The following is a 13,705-nucleotide window of genomic DNA, read 5'->3' as shown; positions in this document are numbered from 1 at the left end:
GGGCGTGCTTCACTTCACCTTGATGCGCGGATCGATGACCGCATACAGGATGTCGACCACGAAGTTGACGACCACGAACATGAACGCGACGAACATGAGGTAGACGACGATCACCGGCCGGTCGCCGCGATAGATCGAGTCGACCAGGAGCTTGCCGATGCCCGGCCACGCGAAAATGGTCTCGTCAGCGTCGCGAACGCGATGAGGTCGCCCATCATCAGCCCGAACACCGTGACGAGCGGGATCAGCGCGTTCTTGAGACCGTGCTTGAACAGGACGCCGCGCCGGTCCGCGCCCTTGGCGCGGGCGAACTTGATGTAGTCCTGCTTCATCACCTCCATCATCTCGGCGCGGATGATGCGGATCAGGATCGCGAGCGTGCCGACCGAGAGCGTCAGCGCGGGCAGGATGAGGTGGCGAAAGCCTTTCCAGCTCAGGAAGCTGACGCGCAGGCCGAGCCACTCCTGCGTCGGCCCTCTGCCGGACGAGGGAACGAGCTGGAACTTCACCGCGAAGACGTAGATCAGCACCATGCCGAGCCAGAACCCGGGCAGCGAGATGCCGACGAGCGAACCCGCCATCACGGCCTGGCTGCTGGCCCGCTCGGGGCTCGCGCCGGCGTAGACGCCGAGCGGGATGGCGACCACGAGGGCGATCGCCATGGCGAGAATGACGATCTCGAGCGTGGCCGGCAGCCGTTCCAGGATCAGCTGCATGGCGGGCTGGCGGAACACGAAGGAGCGCCCGAAGTCGCCCCGGACGAGGCTCGACAGGAAGTGGCCGTACTGGACGAGATGGCTGTCGTCGAGGCCGAGCAGCCGGCGCGCCTGGGCGATCTGCTCCTCGGTCGCGTCCAGCGGCACCATCATGTAGGTGGGGTCGCCCGTGAAGCTCATCATCACGAAGACGAGCACGGACACGGCCCAGAGGACCACGACGATCTGGATCAATCGCTTGGTGAAGTAGCCGAACACGATTGAGCTCTCACGGGCGTGGCCGATAGGGCGGCAGCGGCGACCGGCAGGCCGATGCGGCCCGCCGGTGGACAATCAGGGAACGCCGAGAGGGCGTCAGTTCACGTCCATCTCGTAGGCCCAGATGAACTTGTCCATCCGCGGCACGACCTTGACGTTCTTCTTAGCCGCGTAGATGTCCTGCTCGTAATGGAGCGGGATCATCGGGATTTCGCGGGCCGCCACCTGGGTGGCCTCCTTCAGGAAAGCGTCGCGCTGCTTGATGTCGGCGGTGGCGTCCGCCTTGTCGATCCAGCTGTCGAACTCCTCGTTCGCGAAGGAGCCGCGATTGGCCTGGCCGAAGCCGGGCTTCTTGCCGCGGCTGTACATCAGCGTGCTGTACATGTTGCCGGCGTCGCCCGAGGGCGTGTCCCAGCCGCTCATGATGAAGCTCGACTTGTCGGACGGCACGCGGATGTAGCCGAAGAAGTTGGAGCGCGGCATCAGGTTGAGGTTGAGCTTGACGTTGATGCGCGCCAGCATGCCGGCCAGCGCCTGCGCGATCGCGCCGTCGTTGACGTAGCGGTTGTTGGTGGTGTCGAGCGTCATCGCGAACCCCTTTTCGAAGCCCGCGTCCTTCATCAGCGCCTTCGCCTTCTCGACGTCGAACGGGTAGAGCTTGCGGAAGTCGAGGCCCGGCACGTAGCCCAGGTGCGACGAGGGAACATACTGCTCGCTGGGCGTCGCGAAGCCGTTCATCACCACGGTTTTGATGGCGTCGACGTTGATGGCGCGCACCAGCGCCTCGCGCACCCGGCGGTCGCGCATCGGGTTGGTCGGCAGGTCGATCGTCGGCGACTTCTCGCGCGTGTCGATCGCGATCACCATGTTGAGCAGGCTGGGCCGGGTGACGACGTCATAGGCGGCGTTGGACTTCACGCTGGCCACGTCGCGCACCGACAGGTCCTGGATCACGTCGACGCCGCCCGTCAGCAGCGCCGCCGTGCGGGTGGCCGGGTTGGTGATCGGCTTGAACGTGACGGTGTCGATCTTCGGCTTTCCGCGCCAGTAATCGGCGTGCGCCGTCATCGAGAGCCGGTCTTCTTTGACCCATTCGGTGAGCTTGTAGGGACCGGTGCCCATGGGCTTCAGGCCCATCTGCTCGTCGCCCATCGCCTTGGTGTACTTCTCGTTGACGATTAGCACCTCGGCGAGCGCCATGTGGAGCACAGCATAGGGCTTCGGCGTCTTGATCTCGACCGTGTAGTCGTCGATGGCGCGGGACGAGGCGATGTTCGCAACGAGGTTCGACATTAGCGCCTTCTTCAAGCGCTCGAAGGTGTAGACGACGTCGGAGGCCTTCAACTCGTCGCCGTTGTGAAACTTGACGCCCTTGCGCAGCTTGAACACCCAGGTGGTGTCGTCCACGATCTGCCAGCTTTCCGCCAGCCCCGGCTCGAAGCCGAGCTCCGGCGTCCGCGATACCAGCGGATCGTAGAAGTGGTAGAACATGATGTTGCCGGTAAGCTCGTTGGCCGCGTGCGGATCAAGGATCACCGCGTCGGCGGTCAGCGCGATCGTGAGTGACTTCCCCTCAGCCTGCGCGGCTCCGGAAAGCGCCACGCCGCTCAGCATGGCGAGCGCGAATAAGTTTCGGCGCGTCAAGCCTGCGAGGCCGTTCTTTATCATTCGATCGCTCCCCTGCGCATGGTCCGGTTGTTTTGAAAGCCCGCTCAAGCGAGCGAGGACTGGATTTCGAGCTGGTAGCCTTCAGGATCGTCGAACACGAAGGCGCGGATCTTGAGTGCGGCATTGCTGCGCGGTTCGCGAAGGCCTGAAGGTCCGACGCTGCGGATATAAGCGTACCATGCGTCGACGTCGGCGACGCGCATGCAAATTTGCACCGGCTTGATGTTGTTCGCCCGATGGCTGCCGCGGCTTTCGTCGACGAGTCCAATGTACCCGTTAGCTGTAACCCGGTAGATTTTTGACCAGCCCTGATCGATCTCGAGCGTCAGGCCGAGAACATCTTCGTAGAAGCGCATCGCGGCCGGCAGATCACGATAATAAAGAAAGCTGATCAGCTTTTCAGTCGCGGAGTGGGGTGGCCGGTTAGAAGACGTCATCGTTCAGCCTTTTGGTCCGTCGGGAGCGTCGCCAACCAGCCCCCGCTCGCGGGATAATTTCGACGGTATACAACACGTATTCCGTGTCAAGCTTAGCCGAATCCGGCGGTCGGTCGGCGCGTTTCGATAGCGCCCGAAGCCGCCTCGGGGTGGCTGAAGACACTGGCGCGAATGCTACGCTCAACACGCGCTCGCGAATTGTCGGGACCCTCAAGCTGCTATAGCTTCAACGGCACAGCGGGGTGTTTCAGCCCCGTGCAGGGAGGATCTTCATGAAGAAATTCAAGCCGTATAGGCTGGCCGCAGGCATTGGTATCGCGCTCGGTTTGGGATTGTTGGCATCCGCGCCCGCTCAGGCGCAGGCCACGCTCGACGCCGTCAAGAAGCGCGGCAAGGTGCTGTGCGGCGTCTCGCCCGTTGCGGCCGGGTTCTCCTTCGCGGACGACAAGGGCGTGCGACGCGGGTTTGACCAGGATGTCTGCCGCGCGGTCTCGGCCGCGGTGTTCGGCGATCCGGACAAAGTCGAGTCGGTCCCCCTCAGCACCAACGTGCGCTTCCAGGGGCTGCAATCCGGCGAGGTCGATCTTCTCTCGCGCCAGACCACATGGACCTTCTCGCGCGACAATTCGCTCGGGCTCGATTTCGGACCGATTGTCTTCTACGACGGCCAGGGGATCATGGTCCCGGCCAAGCTCAATGTGAAAAGCGCAGGCGAACTCGGCAGCGCGGTGGTTTGCGTGCTGCCCGGCACGACAACGCAGCAGAATCTTGAAGACTATTTCCGGCCTCGCAACATCAAGTACGAGGCAGTGGTGTTCGAAAATTCGGACGAGTGGCGGAACGCCTACTTCACCGGCCGCTGCGACGCGATCACGACGGACCGCTCCGACCTCGCTTCTGTTCGCGCGGTTGCGCCAAATCCCAAGGATCACGTGATCCTGCCTGAGACGATATCGAAGGAGCCGCTGGCGCCGGTGGTCCGGCAGAACGACGCCAATTGGCGCGACATTGTCACCTGGTCGTTCTTCGCGATGGTGGCGGCGGAAGAGTTGAAGATCACGCGCGCCAATGTCGATACCTTCCTGACCAGCAAGGATCCCGAAGTGCAGCGTTTGCTGGGCGTCAACGGCGACCTCGGCAAGATGCTCGGGCTCGATCCGAAATGGGCCTACAACGTGATCAAGGGCGTCGGCAACTATGCCGAGATGTTCGACCGCAACGTCGGTCCGGACACCCCGATCGGTCTCTCGCGTGGGCCGAACAAGCTCTGGACCGAAGGCGGCCTGCTCTATTCGCCGCCCTTCCGGTAAGCCGGCCGCCTCACCCCTGACCTGGCCTGATCGATCCTGCAGGCAGGCGGCTCGCTTGCCGCCTGCCCGCGCTTTCCAGTCTCAATCCTGACCAGCGAGCACGCCGCGATGACGCGACTGTTCTACGACCTGCGCGTGCGCGCCATCCTGTATCAGGTGCTGGCGGTCGCGTTCGTCGCCAGCATGGCGTGGTATCTGGCCGCGAACGTGTCGCAAAAGCTCGCCGAGCAGAACATCGTCACCGGGTTTGGATTCCTGGGCCGCGAAGCTGGCTTTGTGATCAGTCCGAGCTTCATCGACTACAAGCCGACCGACAGTTTCGCCCGGGCGTTGCTGACCGGCATACTCAACACGATCTTCGTGTCTGCGCTCGCGGTTGTGTTCGCGACGATCCTTGGCGTCATCGTCGGCGTCGCGCGCCTGTCTGGCAATCCGCTGCTGAGGGCGCTGGCCTTCGTCTATGTCGAGGCGCTGCGCAACGTTCCGCTGCTTTTGTACCTGTTTCTCTGGTACGGGCTGATCGTGAATTTGCTGCCGCCCGTGCGCGACGCCATCGCGTTAATGCCGCATGTGTTCATCTCGAACAGCGGCGTCACCATCCCGGCGATGAACTGGACGCCAGCACACACCAAGGTGCTGCTCGCGCTCATCATAGGCGCAGTTTTGGCCGTAGCCGTTCGCCGGCGCATGATTGCGCAGCGCGTGTCCACCGGCGCGTCAAGGCGGATGTGGCCTTGGGTGTTGCTCGCCCTGCTCGGGCCGGCGCTCGTGGCCGTGTTGGTCTTCCAGCCGGAAATCACGATCGAGTACCCGGAGAAGGGCCGCTTCCGGCTTGCCGGAGGCGCGCATCTCAAGCCCGAGTTCACCGCGCTTCTGATGGGTCTGACCCTCTCGGCATCGGCCGGCATCGCCGAGACGGTGCGCTCCGGCATTCTCTCGGTGAGCAGGGGGCAATGGGACGCCACGAAGTCGCTTGGGCTCGATCGCGGCATGGCGTTGCGGCTCGTGGTTCTGCCGCAGGCGCTGCGGGTGATCATCCCGCCGCTGACCAGCGCCTATCTCAGCCTGTTCAAGAACTCCTCGCTCGCGACCGCCATCGGATATCCCGACCTCGTCCTCGTGACCAATACGACCATGAACCAGACCGGTCAGGCGGTCGAAGGGATCGCGATCATGATGTTGGTCTACCTCAGCATTTCGATCACGATCTCGCTCTTCATGAACTGGTACAACGCCCGCGTCGCGCTGAAGGAGCGTTGAGCCATGTCGCAGACCGAACTCATGGCGACCGCGCCGCCGCCCAAGCCCGGCTTCTTTCAACGCTCCGTTCAGCCGCTCTTCGGCACGCCGCTCAACGCGGTGATCACGATCGTCTGCCTTTGGCTGTTCTGGATCGTCGCCAAGGCCGCCTGGGGATGGGCGGTGACGCGCGCCGTCGCGGAAGGGGGCGGCGCGATCTGCCGCGCCGGAAGCGGGATCTGCCTGCCGTTCCTGGCCGCCAAAGCGCGCTTCATGATCTTCGGCGTCTACCCCTATGACGAGCACTGGCGTCCTGCCCTCGCGATGGCGGTGTTCTTTGTCGCGATCGGCGTCTCGATGATCCCGCGGTTCTGGGGGCGTTGGCTCCTGGCCGTCTGGGCGTTCGCTCTGGTCGCCGGCATGGTGTTGATCGCCGGCGGCGCCTTTGGGCTAAAGCCAATTCCAACGACACAATGGAGCGGCCTGCCGCTCTCCTTCATCCTCACCGCCGTGGGCTTGGCGCTGGGCTTTCCGCTTGGCGTCGTGCTCGCTTTGGCGCGAGCGTCGAAGCTGCCGGCCATCCGCGTCATCGCGGTGTTCTTTATCGAGGTCATCCGCGGCGTGCCGCTGATCTCGATCCTGTTCATGGCCACCGTGATGCTGCCGTTGTTCATGCCGACCGGCGTGACCGTCGACAAGCTGCTCCGCGCCCAGGTCGCGATCATCATCTTCGCGGGCGCCTATATCGCGGAAGCGGTGCGTGGCGGGCTTCAGGCCATTCCGCGCGGCCAGTACGAGGCTGCGGCGTCTCTGGGGCTGCACTACTGGCAGGCGATGCGGCTCATCGTGCTGCCGCCGGCCCTCAAGATCGTCATCCCGCCGCTGGTCAACATCTCGATCGGCTTCTTCCAGGACACGACACTCGTGACGATCATCGGCCTGCTCGACTTCCTGTCGACGGTCCGCACCGCGATGCTCGACCCGGAATGGGTCGGCGCCGCCGTGCTGGAAGGCTATCTGTTCGCGGCCACGATCTACCTCGTGTTCTCGTACGGAATGGGCGCCTATAGCCGCTATCTCGAGCGCAGGCTGAGAACGGGGTTCGACTAGCGCCGCCCTTGCGTCGCCGGCTGGATCAGCCAGCTCGCGCCGCCCGGAATTCCTTGGCGAAATCCATGGCCTGGTAGGTCCAGTAGGTCATCTGCGCCACAGCGGCGCCGACCGGGCCGCCGGCCCAGTTCAGCCCGAACGGCGCGAAAAGCTTGTAGCGGTCGCTTGCGCCCAGAATGCCTTCGGCGACGACCCGCCCGCCGACGGCGGTGGTGTTGAGGCCGTGCCCGCCGAAACCGAAGCAGTGCCAGACGTGTGGCGTGGTTTGCCCGATCATCGGCATGAGGTGGCGGGCATACGCCATCAGCCCCGACCAGGCTGCGTCGACGCCGATCCCCGCGAGACTCGGATAGGTCGACACCATGGTGGCCCGCAGCATCTCGGCCAATCGCGCCGGCTCGCTGGTGCGCGTCGTGATGCGCCCGCCCCAGAGGAGCCTGCGACCGCCATCCACGATGCGATAGTAGTCGCCAGCCCGCCGGTTATCGCTGATGGCGTAGGGCACGCCGATGACGTTGGCGATCCGCTCCGGGGCAGGCTCCGTCAGCAGCACATAGGTGGCGATCGGCAGCATCGCGCGGCGCAAGCGCGGCGACACGTCCCCCGTATAGCCTCCCGTCGCGAACACCACGTCGCGCGCCTCGATCCGCCCTCCGGACGTTTGCAGCACCTTGGTCGCGCCATCCAGGTTTGCGCCGATCACCGGCGAGCCTTCGAAGATCTGCGCGCCCAGCGCTTCGCATCCGGAAGCCAGGGACAGCGCGTAATCGAGCGGATGAAAATGGAACGCCTGAGGATCGAACAACGCTTCGTGATACTTGGTCGATCGCAGCACGCCGCGAACCTGCTCACGATCGCGGAACTCCAGCGCGTAACCAAAGTCGCGCGCCATCTGCTCCTGCCGGGCCTTCAGGGCGGGGGCGGCGGCGTGGCGCATCACGCTCATCGTGCCATAGGTCGCGACATTGTCGGTCGAGCCGAGCGCGGAGAGGTTGTCCTCGACGATCCGGACGCCTTCGATGGAGAGGCGATACAACTCATGCGCCGCCTCCCGGCCGGCCATCAGCGCGATGTGGGAGAGGCTCGTGGCGTAGCCAGGCCCGACGAAGCCGCCATTGCGGCCCGAGGCTCCCCAGCCAATGCGCTGGGCCTCCAGAATGGCGACGCTCCGACCGGCGCGGACCAGTTCGATTGCGGCGGTCAGCCCAGCGAGCCCGCCCCCGACGATCGCCACGTCCACATCGACGACCCCGGTCAAAGACGGCCGCAAGGACGACGGACGGCGCGTGCGGGAGTAGTAGGAATCAATGTATTCGGTCATAACACCACTATAGGTGCACATTGGCCGTCTCAGCCATGGGCGCCGCTGCGGGCGTGGGCTTGAAGCTCAGGGCCGAGCCCATGGCGATCCGCCACGGGGTGTCCCGCAGGGCGGCGCCGCACCGGGTCTTTTCACACCATCGAACAACGGAACTCCGATGAGCGAAACCGCCGGCGTCACTGTTTTCCGCAACTGCGATTGGCTGGTCGCCTGGGACCAGGCCGCCAAATCCCACGTCTATCTGCGCGGCGCCGATTTCGCGTTTTCGGGTCAGGACATCGTGCATGTCGGCAAGGGCTATGACGGGCCGGCGACGCAGGAGATCGACGCCCGCGACCGGATGATCATCCCCGGCTTCGTCGACATTCACAGCCATCCCGGGCACGAACCCGGCTGGAAGGGGATGCTGGAGGAGTTGGGCTCGCCCAAGCTCGGGCAGAGCTCGCTCTACGAGTTCATGCCGGTGTTCCAGGTCGGCAAGGAATACACGCGCCCTTGCCTGCGAGTAGCCGTATCCGAACTCCTGAAGAGTGGCGTGACGACGATCTGCGATCTGGGCCGGCCGCGCGACAGCTGGGCCGATGAATATGCCGAGACCGGCATCCGCGCCGTGCTGTGGGGCATGTTCCGATCCGGTCCATGGAAGACCACCAATGGCCATTCGGTCGAGTACGATCTCGATTACGCCGCCGGCGACAAGGCGTTGAAGAACGCGATCGAGATCGCCGACAAGGCGTCACGGCATCCGTCGGGCCGGATCACTGGCTTCTTCGGTCCGGCGCAGATCGACACATGCTCCGAAGGGCAGATCCGCGATGCTCTGGCGGCTGCCCGCGAGCGGAACCAGCCCATCCAGATCCACGCGGCGCAGAGCATCGTCGAATTCCAGGAGATCGTGCGTCGCTACGGCGCCACTCCGGTGGAATGGCTCGACCGCATCGGCGCGCTGGGGCCCGATACGATCATCGGGCACTGCATCTTCCTCAACGATCACCCGTGGATCCACTATCCCCATGCCAACGACTTCGAAATACTGCGCGACTCCGGCGCCATGGTGGCCCATTGCCCCGTCGTGTTCGCGAGGCGCGGCATCGCGCTCAACACCCTCTCGCGTTACGTGAAGGCCGGGATCCAATGCGGCATCGGCACGGACAGCTTCCCGCACAACATGCTCGATGAGATGCGGATGGCCTGTTACGCGGGGCGGATCATCGGCGGCAGCTTCACGGCCTCCACGACCCACGACGTGTTCATGGGTGCGACGGCGACCGGCGCGGACATGATCCGCCGGCCCGATCTCGGGCGGCTGGCGCCCGGTTGCAAGGCGGATTTTTCGGTCGTCGACATGCGCAACCCCTATATGCAGCCCGACTACGAGCCGATCCGTAGCCTCGTCTACTCGGCCAACGACCGGGCGATCCGGGACGTCTATGTCGACGGCCGGCAAGTGGTGAAGGAGGGCGAGGTCGTTGAGTTCGACATCGCTGAGGATATCGAGCTGCTCCGACGGGCCCAAAGCGAAGCCATCGCAGCCGCGCCTAGCCACGACTGGGCTGGCCGCAGGCTCGATCAGCTCAGCCCGCGCGTGTTCGCCATCAAGGAGTGAGCGGCAGGGACAAGGGCGCCTGTGTCGCCAGAGGGCGGAGCTGCGGAGCGTCCAGCTCCGCCGCGCGGCAAGCGCTCTTCTGCGCGTCCTGCAGCTGGCTAACCGCGCCCTCGACGTCGAGCCACGGTGAGGGCCGCCCGAAAGCGCGTACGGGCGTGGAAGCGGGTGACCTCAGGAGTGGACCCCGATGCCCAGATGGTTGCCCGCAACGCGCACTCAGGCATGATCTTCATGCTGAGCATCGGCAGCATCGGTAACAATCCAGGCGAGCACACGCCGGATGCCGACCTCTTGGGCCGCCGACATCTTGCGCGACGTCGTCACCCGCCTCGCTTTCCAGAAAGGAGACATCCTTGGCCATCGATCTGGACGCGCTCACACGGGAGATGACCGCGTGGCGGCGTGATTTGCACGCCCATCCTGAGTTTGGTTTCGAAGAGAAACGCACTGGCGCCTTCGTGGCCGCCAAGCTGCGGGAGTTCGGCCTCGATGACGTTGCCGAAGGCGTGGGTGGCACCGGCGTGGTCGGCACGCTCAAACGCGGCGGCGGCAACCGGGTCATCGCGCTCCGGGCTGACATGGATGCCCTGCGCATCACCGAACAAGGGACACAGGACTACCGCTCGCAAAATTCCGGCACAATGCACGCCTGCGGCCATGACGGGCACACCGCCATGCTGCTGGGGGCCGCGAAGCTCCTCGCAGAGGAAGGGGGCTTCGACGGTACAGTGCGCTTTGTCTTCCAGCCTGCCGAGGAATGGGGCAGAGGCGCGCTCGCCATGCTGGCGGATGGGCTGATGGAGCGCTTCCCGTTTGAGGAGATCTATGGCCTGCACAACATGCCAGGTCTGCCTGTTGCGCATTTCCAGACCCGGGTGGGGCCGATCATGTCGGCTGAGGACAACTTCGAGATCGTGCTGAAGGGTGTCGGCGGGCATGCCGCTCGTCCCCACTGTGGCAACGAGGTGCTGGTCGCCGCCTGCGCGACGGTGATGAACCTCCAGACGGTCGCGTCGCGACGCCTGAGCCCGACTGACATCGGCGTCTTATCGGTGACTGAGCTGATCACCGACGGCACCCGCAACGCCCTGCCGGGGCTCGCCCGAATCCTCGGTGATGCCCGCAGCTTTCGATCGGAGATCAGTGCCGAGATCGAGAAGCAATTGCGCATCATCGCTGAGGGAACGGCGCTGGCCTACAACGTCGCCGCCGAGGTAACCTATACGCGCGAATTCGTACCACTGCTGAACAACGCTGCCCTGGTGGACGAAGCCTTGGCGGCCGCCGGGACGGTGTTCGAGCCGGAGCACGTCTCGATTGGCCTAGAGCCGATGACGGGCTCGGAGGACTTCGCCCGATTCCTGGAGCACGTGCCCGGCTGCTTCGTGCTTGTTGGGAATGGCAAGAACTCCCCGCCTTTGCACAACCCGGCTTATGACTTCAACGACGACGGCCTGCCCTATGGAGCACGCTTCCATGCGGCCATCATCAGGCAGCGGTTACCATCCACCTGACCATCGAGGATGACGACAGCCTGCACGTTTGAAATCGGCTCTGCCGCGGGTCCGCCGAACATGTCGAACTCCGGGCTTGGCGGCCCTCGACCTATAAACCTTCTCCGTCATGTCACGATCCGGGGCCGATGCGCGCCGTCATCTACGCCCGCTATTCGAGCGACCGCCAGAGCGAGGCGTCGACCGAGGACCAGGTCGAGGTCTGCCGCCGGTATGCGCACGCGCAGGGCGGCCCATCGTCGAGACCTACACGAACGCAGCGCTGAGCGGCGCGAGCCGCTTCCGACCGGGTTTTCAAAGCTCACCGCCGACGCCGGACAGCGCCGCTTCGACATCGTCATCTGCGAGGGCAACCATTGAACCGTCGGGAGCAACGGAGGCGAGTATAGGCTGCCGACTCATCCTCCCACCGCGCCTAGTCGAGAGCCACCCAAGGCAACTTTTCCTGGATGAGCCTCAACGTTTGAGCGCAACGGTAAGCCGCCTCAGCCGCATCCACTCCCCCAGTTCGCAGAGCACACGCCAAAAAAATTGCGAACGAGGTCCCATTCCCGAGAATGCCGAGCAAGCAAGCGACGATCGACCTGATCGTCTGCTCCGACCGGCGCGGATGCGATCCTTTCTTGTTCTTGGATTGAAGGCCTTCTTGCTCCCGGCCAGCTTTCCCGGCTTGCGTGGACGGACAGGGCAGAGCGAGATACACCGTGCAACCAAGCGATTGCTTCCAAACTCATGCCGGATCGATATTCCTGGCGGAAGACACGAAGCTGATCCTCAGGAAAGGGTCTCATTCTGTCCTCCCGCCCAACTCTGAGGCGACACGAGTTTGTGAGCTTATTCGAGAACGCCAGCATGGAGCTACAGATTGGTCGCCGTTGCGGATCATACCTACCCACGGGCTCGGGCCATGGTCGATCAGGAGAGCTAGTCTCGGGTTGGCCCCTGACCCAAGCTGAGTTTGCCCCTGCGCGGCGAGTGTCTACCCAGGATGGGAGCCGGATCTTTAGCCGAAGAGGGTCATTCTCCTAAATCCATTTTGAAGTGCGCTGGGCCAAGCTGTACCCTCGCTTACCGCGCCCGAGCGAGGGCAAGCTGATGCCGGAGATTTTGGAGCCCGAGACCCGATACGCCAAGAGCGGCGAATTCCACATCGCCTATCAAGTCTTCGGATTGGGATCGGTCGATGTGGTGGTTGTCCCCGGCTTTATCTCCAATGTGGAGGAAAACTGGGACGCTCCATCCTCCGCGCGATGGCTTAAGCGCTTGGCTCGCTTCGCCCGTGTGATCACCTTCGACAAGCGTGGAACAGGACTCTCGGACCGAGTGGCCGACCTGCCCAGCCTGGAAGAGAGGATGGACGATGCACGGGCTGTGATGGACGCAGCCGGCTCGGAGCGCGCGGTGCTGCTGGGCATCTCTGAAGGCGGTTCGCTCGCTTGTCTATTCGCAGCCACCTATCCAGACCGATGCATCTCCCTTGTCCTGTACGGAGCCTTCGCGCAGTTCGCCAGTTGGTACCCGACCGAAGCGAAGCTCGCCCAGTTTCGCGATTATGTGGCTAATCGGTGGGGAACCGGGGAAAGCGCAGGCAAATACGCGCCCTCGATGGCCGGCGACATGACTTTTAAGAAAGCATGGGCGAGGCACGAACGCGTGGGCGCGACGCCAACGGCTGCGCTAGCCTTGATGCGTATGAACAGTGAAATCGACATCTCTGGTGTGCTCAGCGCCCTCCGAGTGCCGACTTTGGTGCTTCATCGAACGGAAGACACAGCCGTAAACGTGGAGGGTGGCCGTTTTCTCGCACGGTGGATTCCGTCAGCGAAATTATTGGAGTTCTCTGGCTCAGATCATCTGCCCTACGTCGGCGAGAACTCAAGCGATATTGCTGATGCTATCGAGGAGTTCGTGACCGGCCTCCGGCCTGCTCTCGATGTGGACCGCGTCCTCGCGACAGTGATGTTCACCGACATCGTGGGCTCCACGCGTCGGGCCGCCGAACTGGGTGATCGGGCATGGCGATCCTTGCTGGAGCAACATCACGACCTCGTCCGCCGTGAGATTCTGCGGGCTCGAGGACAGGAGATCAAAACGCTCGGCGACGGCTTCTTGGCCACCTTCGACGGACCTGCGCGGGCCGTCCGCTGCGCCTTGGCCGTTGCGGAAACCATTCAATCGCTCGGACTGGAGGTCAGAACCGGCCTTCATACGGGCGAGATTGAAGTGAGCGGAGACGACATCGGAGGGATTGCGGTGCACACCGCTGCACGGATCGCTTCGGCCGCAAACGCCGGTCAGGTTCTCGTGTCGAGCACCGTGCGCGACCTTGTGGCCGGATCGGGCCTGCGCTTTCAGGACCAGGGTGCTCGCCATCTGAAAGGTCTCGACGAGTCGATACGCGTGTTGTCCGCTCTGGCTTGAGATTCCCGTATATCGCCCCTGGACTTGGCGGCTCTCCGGCCCCCGATCTATAAACCTCCTCGCCATGTGACGATCCGGGGCCCCCAATGCGCGTCGTCATCTACG

At 63.9% G+C, this 13,705-nt stretch carries 11 protein-coding genes and 1 pseudogene (1 of these 12 running past the window's edge); 7 read left to right on the top strand and 5 right to left on the bottom strand.

The window, feature by feature from the left end:
• Positions 1-9: 9 nt before the first annotated feature.
• From ABEG18_RS08555 to ABEG18_RS08540, 4 genes are all read right to left on the bottom strand, one after another.
• Positions 10-135 (bottom strand): hypothetical protein, encoded by a 126-nt coding sequence (locus ABEG18_RS08555; RefSeq protein WP_406858567.1) that lies wholly within the window; start codon positions 133-135, stop codon positions 10-12.
• Positions 111-974 carry an ABC transporter permease gene (locus ABEG18_RS08550; RefSeq protein ID WP_406857643.1) on the bottom strand — a complete coding sequence of 288 codons (864 nt, stop codon included), beginning with the start codon at positions 972-974 and terminating at the stop codon, positions 111-113. Before ABEG18_RS08550 ends, ABEG18_RS08555 begins: the two co-directional genes overlap by 25 nt.
• A 96-nt stretch (positions 975-1,070) precedes the next feature.
• Entirely contained in the window at positions 1,071-2,588 is a 1,518-nt protein-coding gene (locus ABEG18_RS08545) for an ABC transporter substrate-binding protein (protein ID WP_406857642.1), read from the bottom strand.
• A 98-nt stretch (positions 2,589-2,686) separates the two neighbouring features.
• Positions 2,687-3,079: a VOC family protein gene (locus tag ABEG18_RS08540; protein ID WP_406857641.1), complete on the bottom strand. Its 393-nt coding sequence runs from the start codon at positions 3,077-3,079 to the stop codon at positions 2,687-2,689.
• A gap of 272 nt (positions 3,080-3,351) precedes the next feature.
• Between ABEG18_RS08540 and ABEG18_RS08535 the strand changes: the two genes are divergently transcribed.
• From ABEG18_RS08535 to ABEG18_RS08525, 3 genes are all read left to right on the top strand, one after another.
• Positions 3,352-4,389, top strand: a complete 1,038-nt coding sequence (locus tag ABEG18_RS08535; RefSeq protein ID WP_406857640.1) for an amino acid ABC transporter substrate-binding protein — start codon at positions 3,352-3,354, stop codon at positions 4,387-4,389.
• 108 nt (positions 4,390-4,497) lie between these two features.
• Positions 4,498-5,649, top strand: a complete 1,152-nt coding sequence (locus ABEG18_RS08530; RefSeq protein ID WP_406857639.1) for an amino acid ABC transporter permease — start codon at positions 4,498-4,500, stop codon at positions 5,647-5,649.
• A 3-nt stretch (positions 5,650-5,652) separates the two neighbouring features.
• Positions 5,653-6,738, top strand: coding sequence for an amino acid ABC transporter permease (locus tag ABEG18_RS08525; protein WP_406857638.1), 1,086 nt, complete (start codon positions 5,653-5,655; stop codon positions 6,736-6,738).
• A gap of 25 nt (positions 6,739-6,763) precedes the next feature.
• Here ABEG18_RS08525 and ABEG18_RS08520 read toward each other — a convergent pair whose 3' ends face one another.
• Positions 6,764-8,059 carry an NAD(P)/FAD-dependent oxidoreductase gene (locus ABEG18_RS08520; protein WP_406857637.1) on the bottom strand — a complete coding sequence of 432 codons (1,296 nt, stop codon included), beginning with the start codon at positions 8,057-8,059 and terminating at the stop codon, positions 6,764-6,766.
• Positions 8,060-8,216: 157 nt separating this feature from the next.
• Here ABEG18_RS08520 and ABEG18_RS08515 point away from each other — a divergent pair, with 157 nt between their 5' ends.
• From ABEG18_RS08515 to ABEG18_RS08500, 4 genes and pseudogenes are all read left to right on the top strand, one after another.
• A complete protein-coding gene (locus ABEG18_RS08515; protein WP_406857636.1) occupies positions 8,217-9,665 on the top strand; it encodes an amidohydrolase family protein in 1,449 nt (482 codons plus the stop codon).
• 353 nt (positions 9,666-10,018) lie between these two features.
• Positions 10,019-11,179 carry a M20 aminoacylase family protein gene (locus ABEG18_RS08510; RefSeq protein WP_406857635.1) on the top strand — a complete coding sequence of 387 codons (1,161 nt, stop codon included), beginning with the start codon at positions 10,019-10,021 and terminating at the stop codon, positions 11,177-11,179.
• Positions 11,180-12,274: 1,095 nt separating this feature from the next.
• A complete protein-coding gene (locus ABEG18_RS08505) occupies positions 12,275-13,600 on the top strand; it encodes an adenylate/guanylate cyclase domain-containing protein (RefSeq protein WP_406857634.1) in 1,326 nt (441 codons plus the stop codon).
• An 86-nt stretch (positions 13,601-13,686) separates the two neighbouring features.
• Positions 13,687-13,705 (top strand): annotated as a pseudogene (locus ABEG18_RS08500) (recombinase family protein) (its annotated part continues 350 nt past the right edge of the window); the annotation flags it as partial.

Origin of the sequence: Alsobacter sp. KACC 23698 (assembly GCF_045348435.1) — a bacterium.
Classification (GTDB): domain Bacteria; phylum Pseudomonadota; class Alphaproteobacteria; order Rhizobiales; family Beijerinckiaceae; genus Alsobacter.
The sequence above is the reverse complement of the archived record's forward strand: the minus strand, read 5'-3'. Positions and strand labels throughout refer to the sequence as shown.

Excerpts from the sequence above, each read along its gene's own strand:
- ABEG18_RS08545 (WP_406857642.1), bottom strand. The coding sequence starts at position 2,588 with ATGCTGAGCGGCGTGGCGCTTTCCGGAGCCGCGCAGGCTGAGGGGAAG.
- ABEG18_RS08540 (WP_406857641.1), bottom strand. The coding sequence starts at position 3,079 with ATGACGTCTTCTAACCGGCCACCCCACTCCGCGACTGAAAAGCTGATC.
- ABEG18_RS08535 (WP_406857640.1), top strand. The coding sequence starts at position 3,352 with ATGAAGAAATTCAAGCCGTATAGGCTGGCCGCAGGCATTGGTATCGCG.
- ABEG18_RS08530 (WP_406857639.1), top strand. The coding sequence starts at position 4,498 with ATGACGCGACTGTTCTACGACCTGCGCGTGCGCGCCATCCTGTATCAG.
- ABEG18_RS08525 (WP_406857638.1), top strand. The coding sequence starts at position 5,653 with ATGTCGCAGACCGAACTCATGGCGACCGCGCCGCCGCCCAAGCCCGGC.
- ABEG18_RS08520 (WP_406857637.1), bottom strand. The coding sequence starts at position 8,059 with ATGACCGAATACATTGATTCCTACTACTCCCGCACGCGCCGTCCGTCG.
- ABEG18_RS08515 (WP_406857636.1), top strand. The coding sequence starts at position 8,217 with ATGAGCGAAACCGCCGGCGTCACTGTTTTCCGCAACTGCGATTGGCTG.
- ABEG18_RS08505 (WP_406857634.1), top strand. The coding sequence starts at position 12,275 with ATGCCGGAGATTTTGGAGCCCGAGACCCGATACGCCAAGAGCGGCGAA.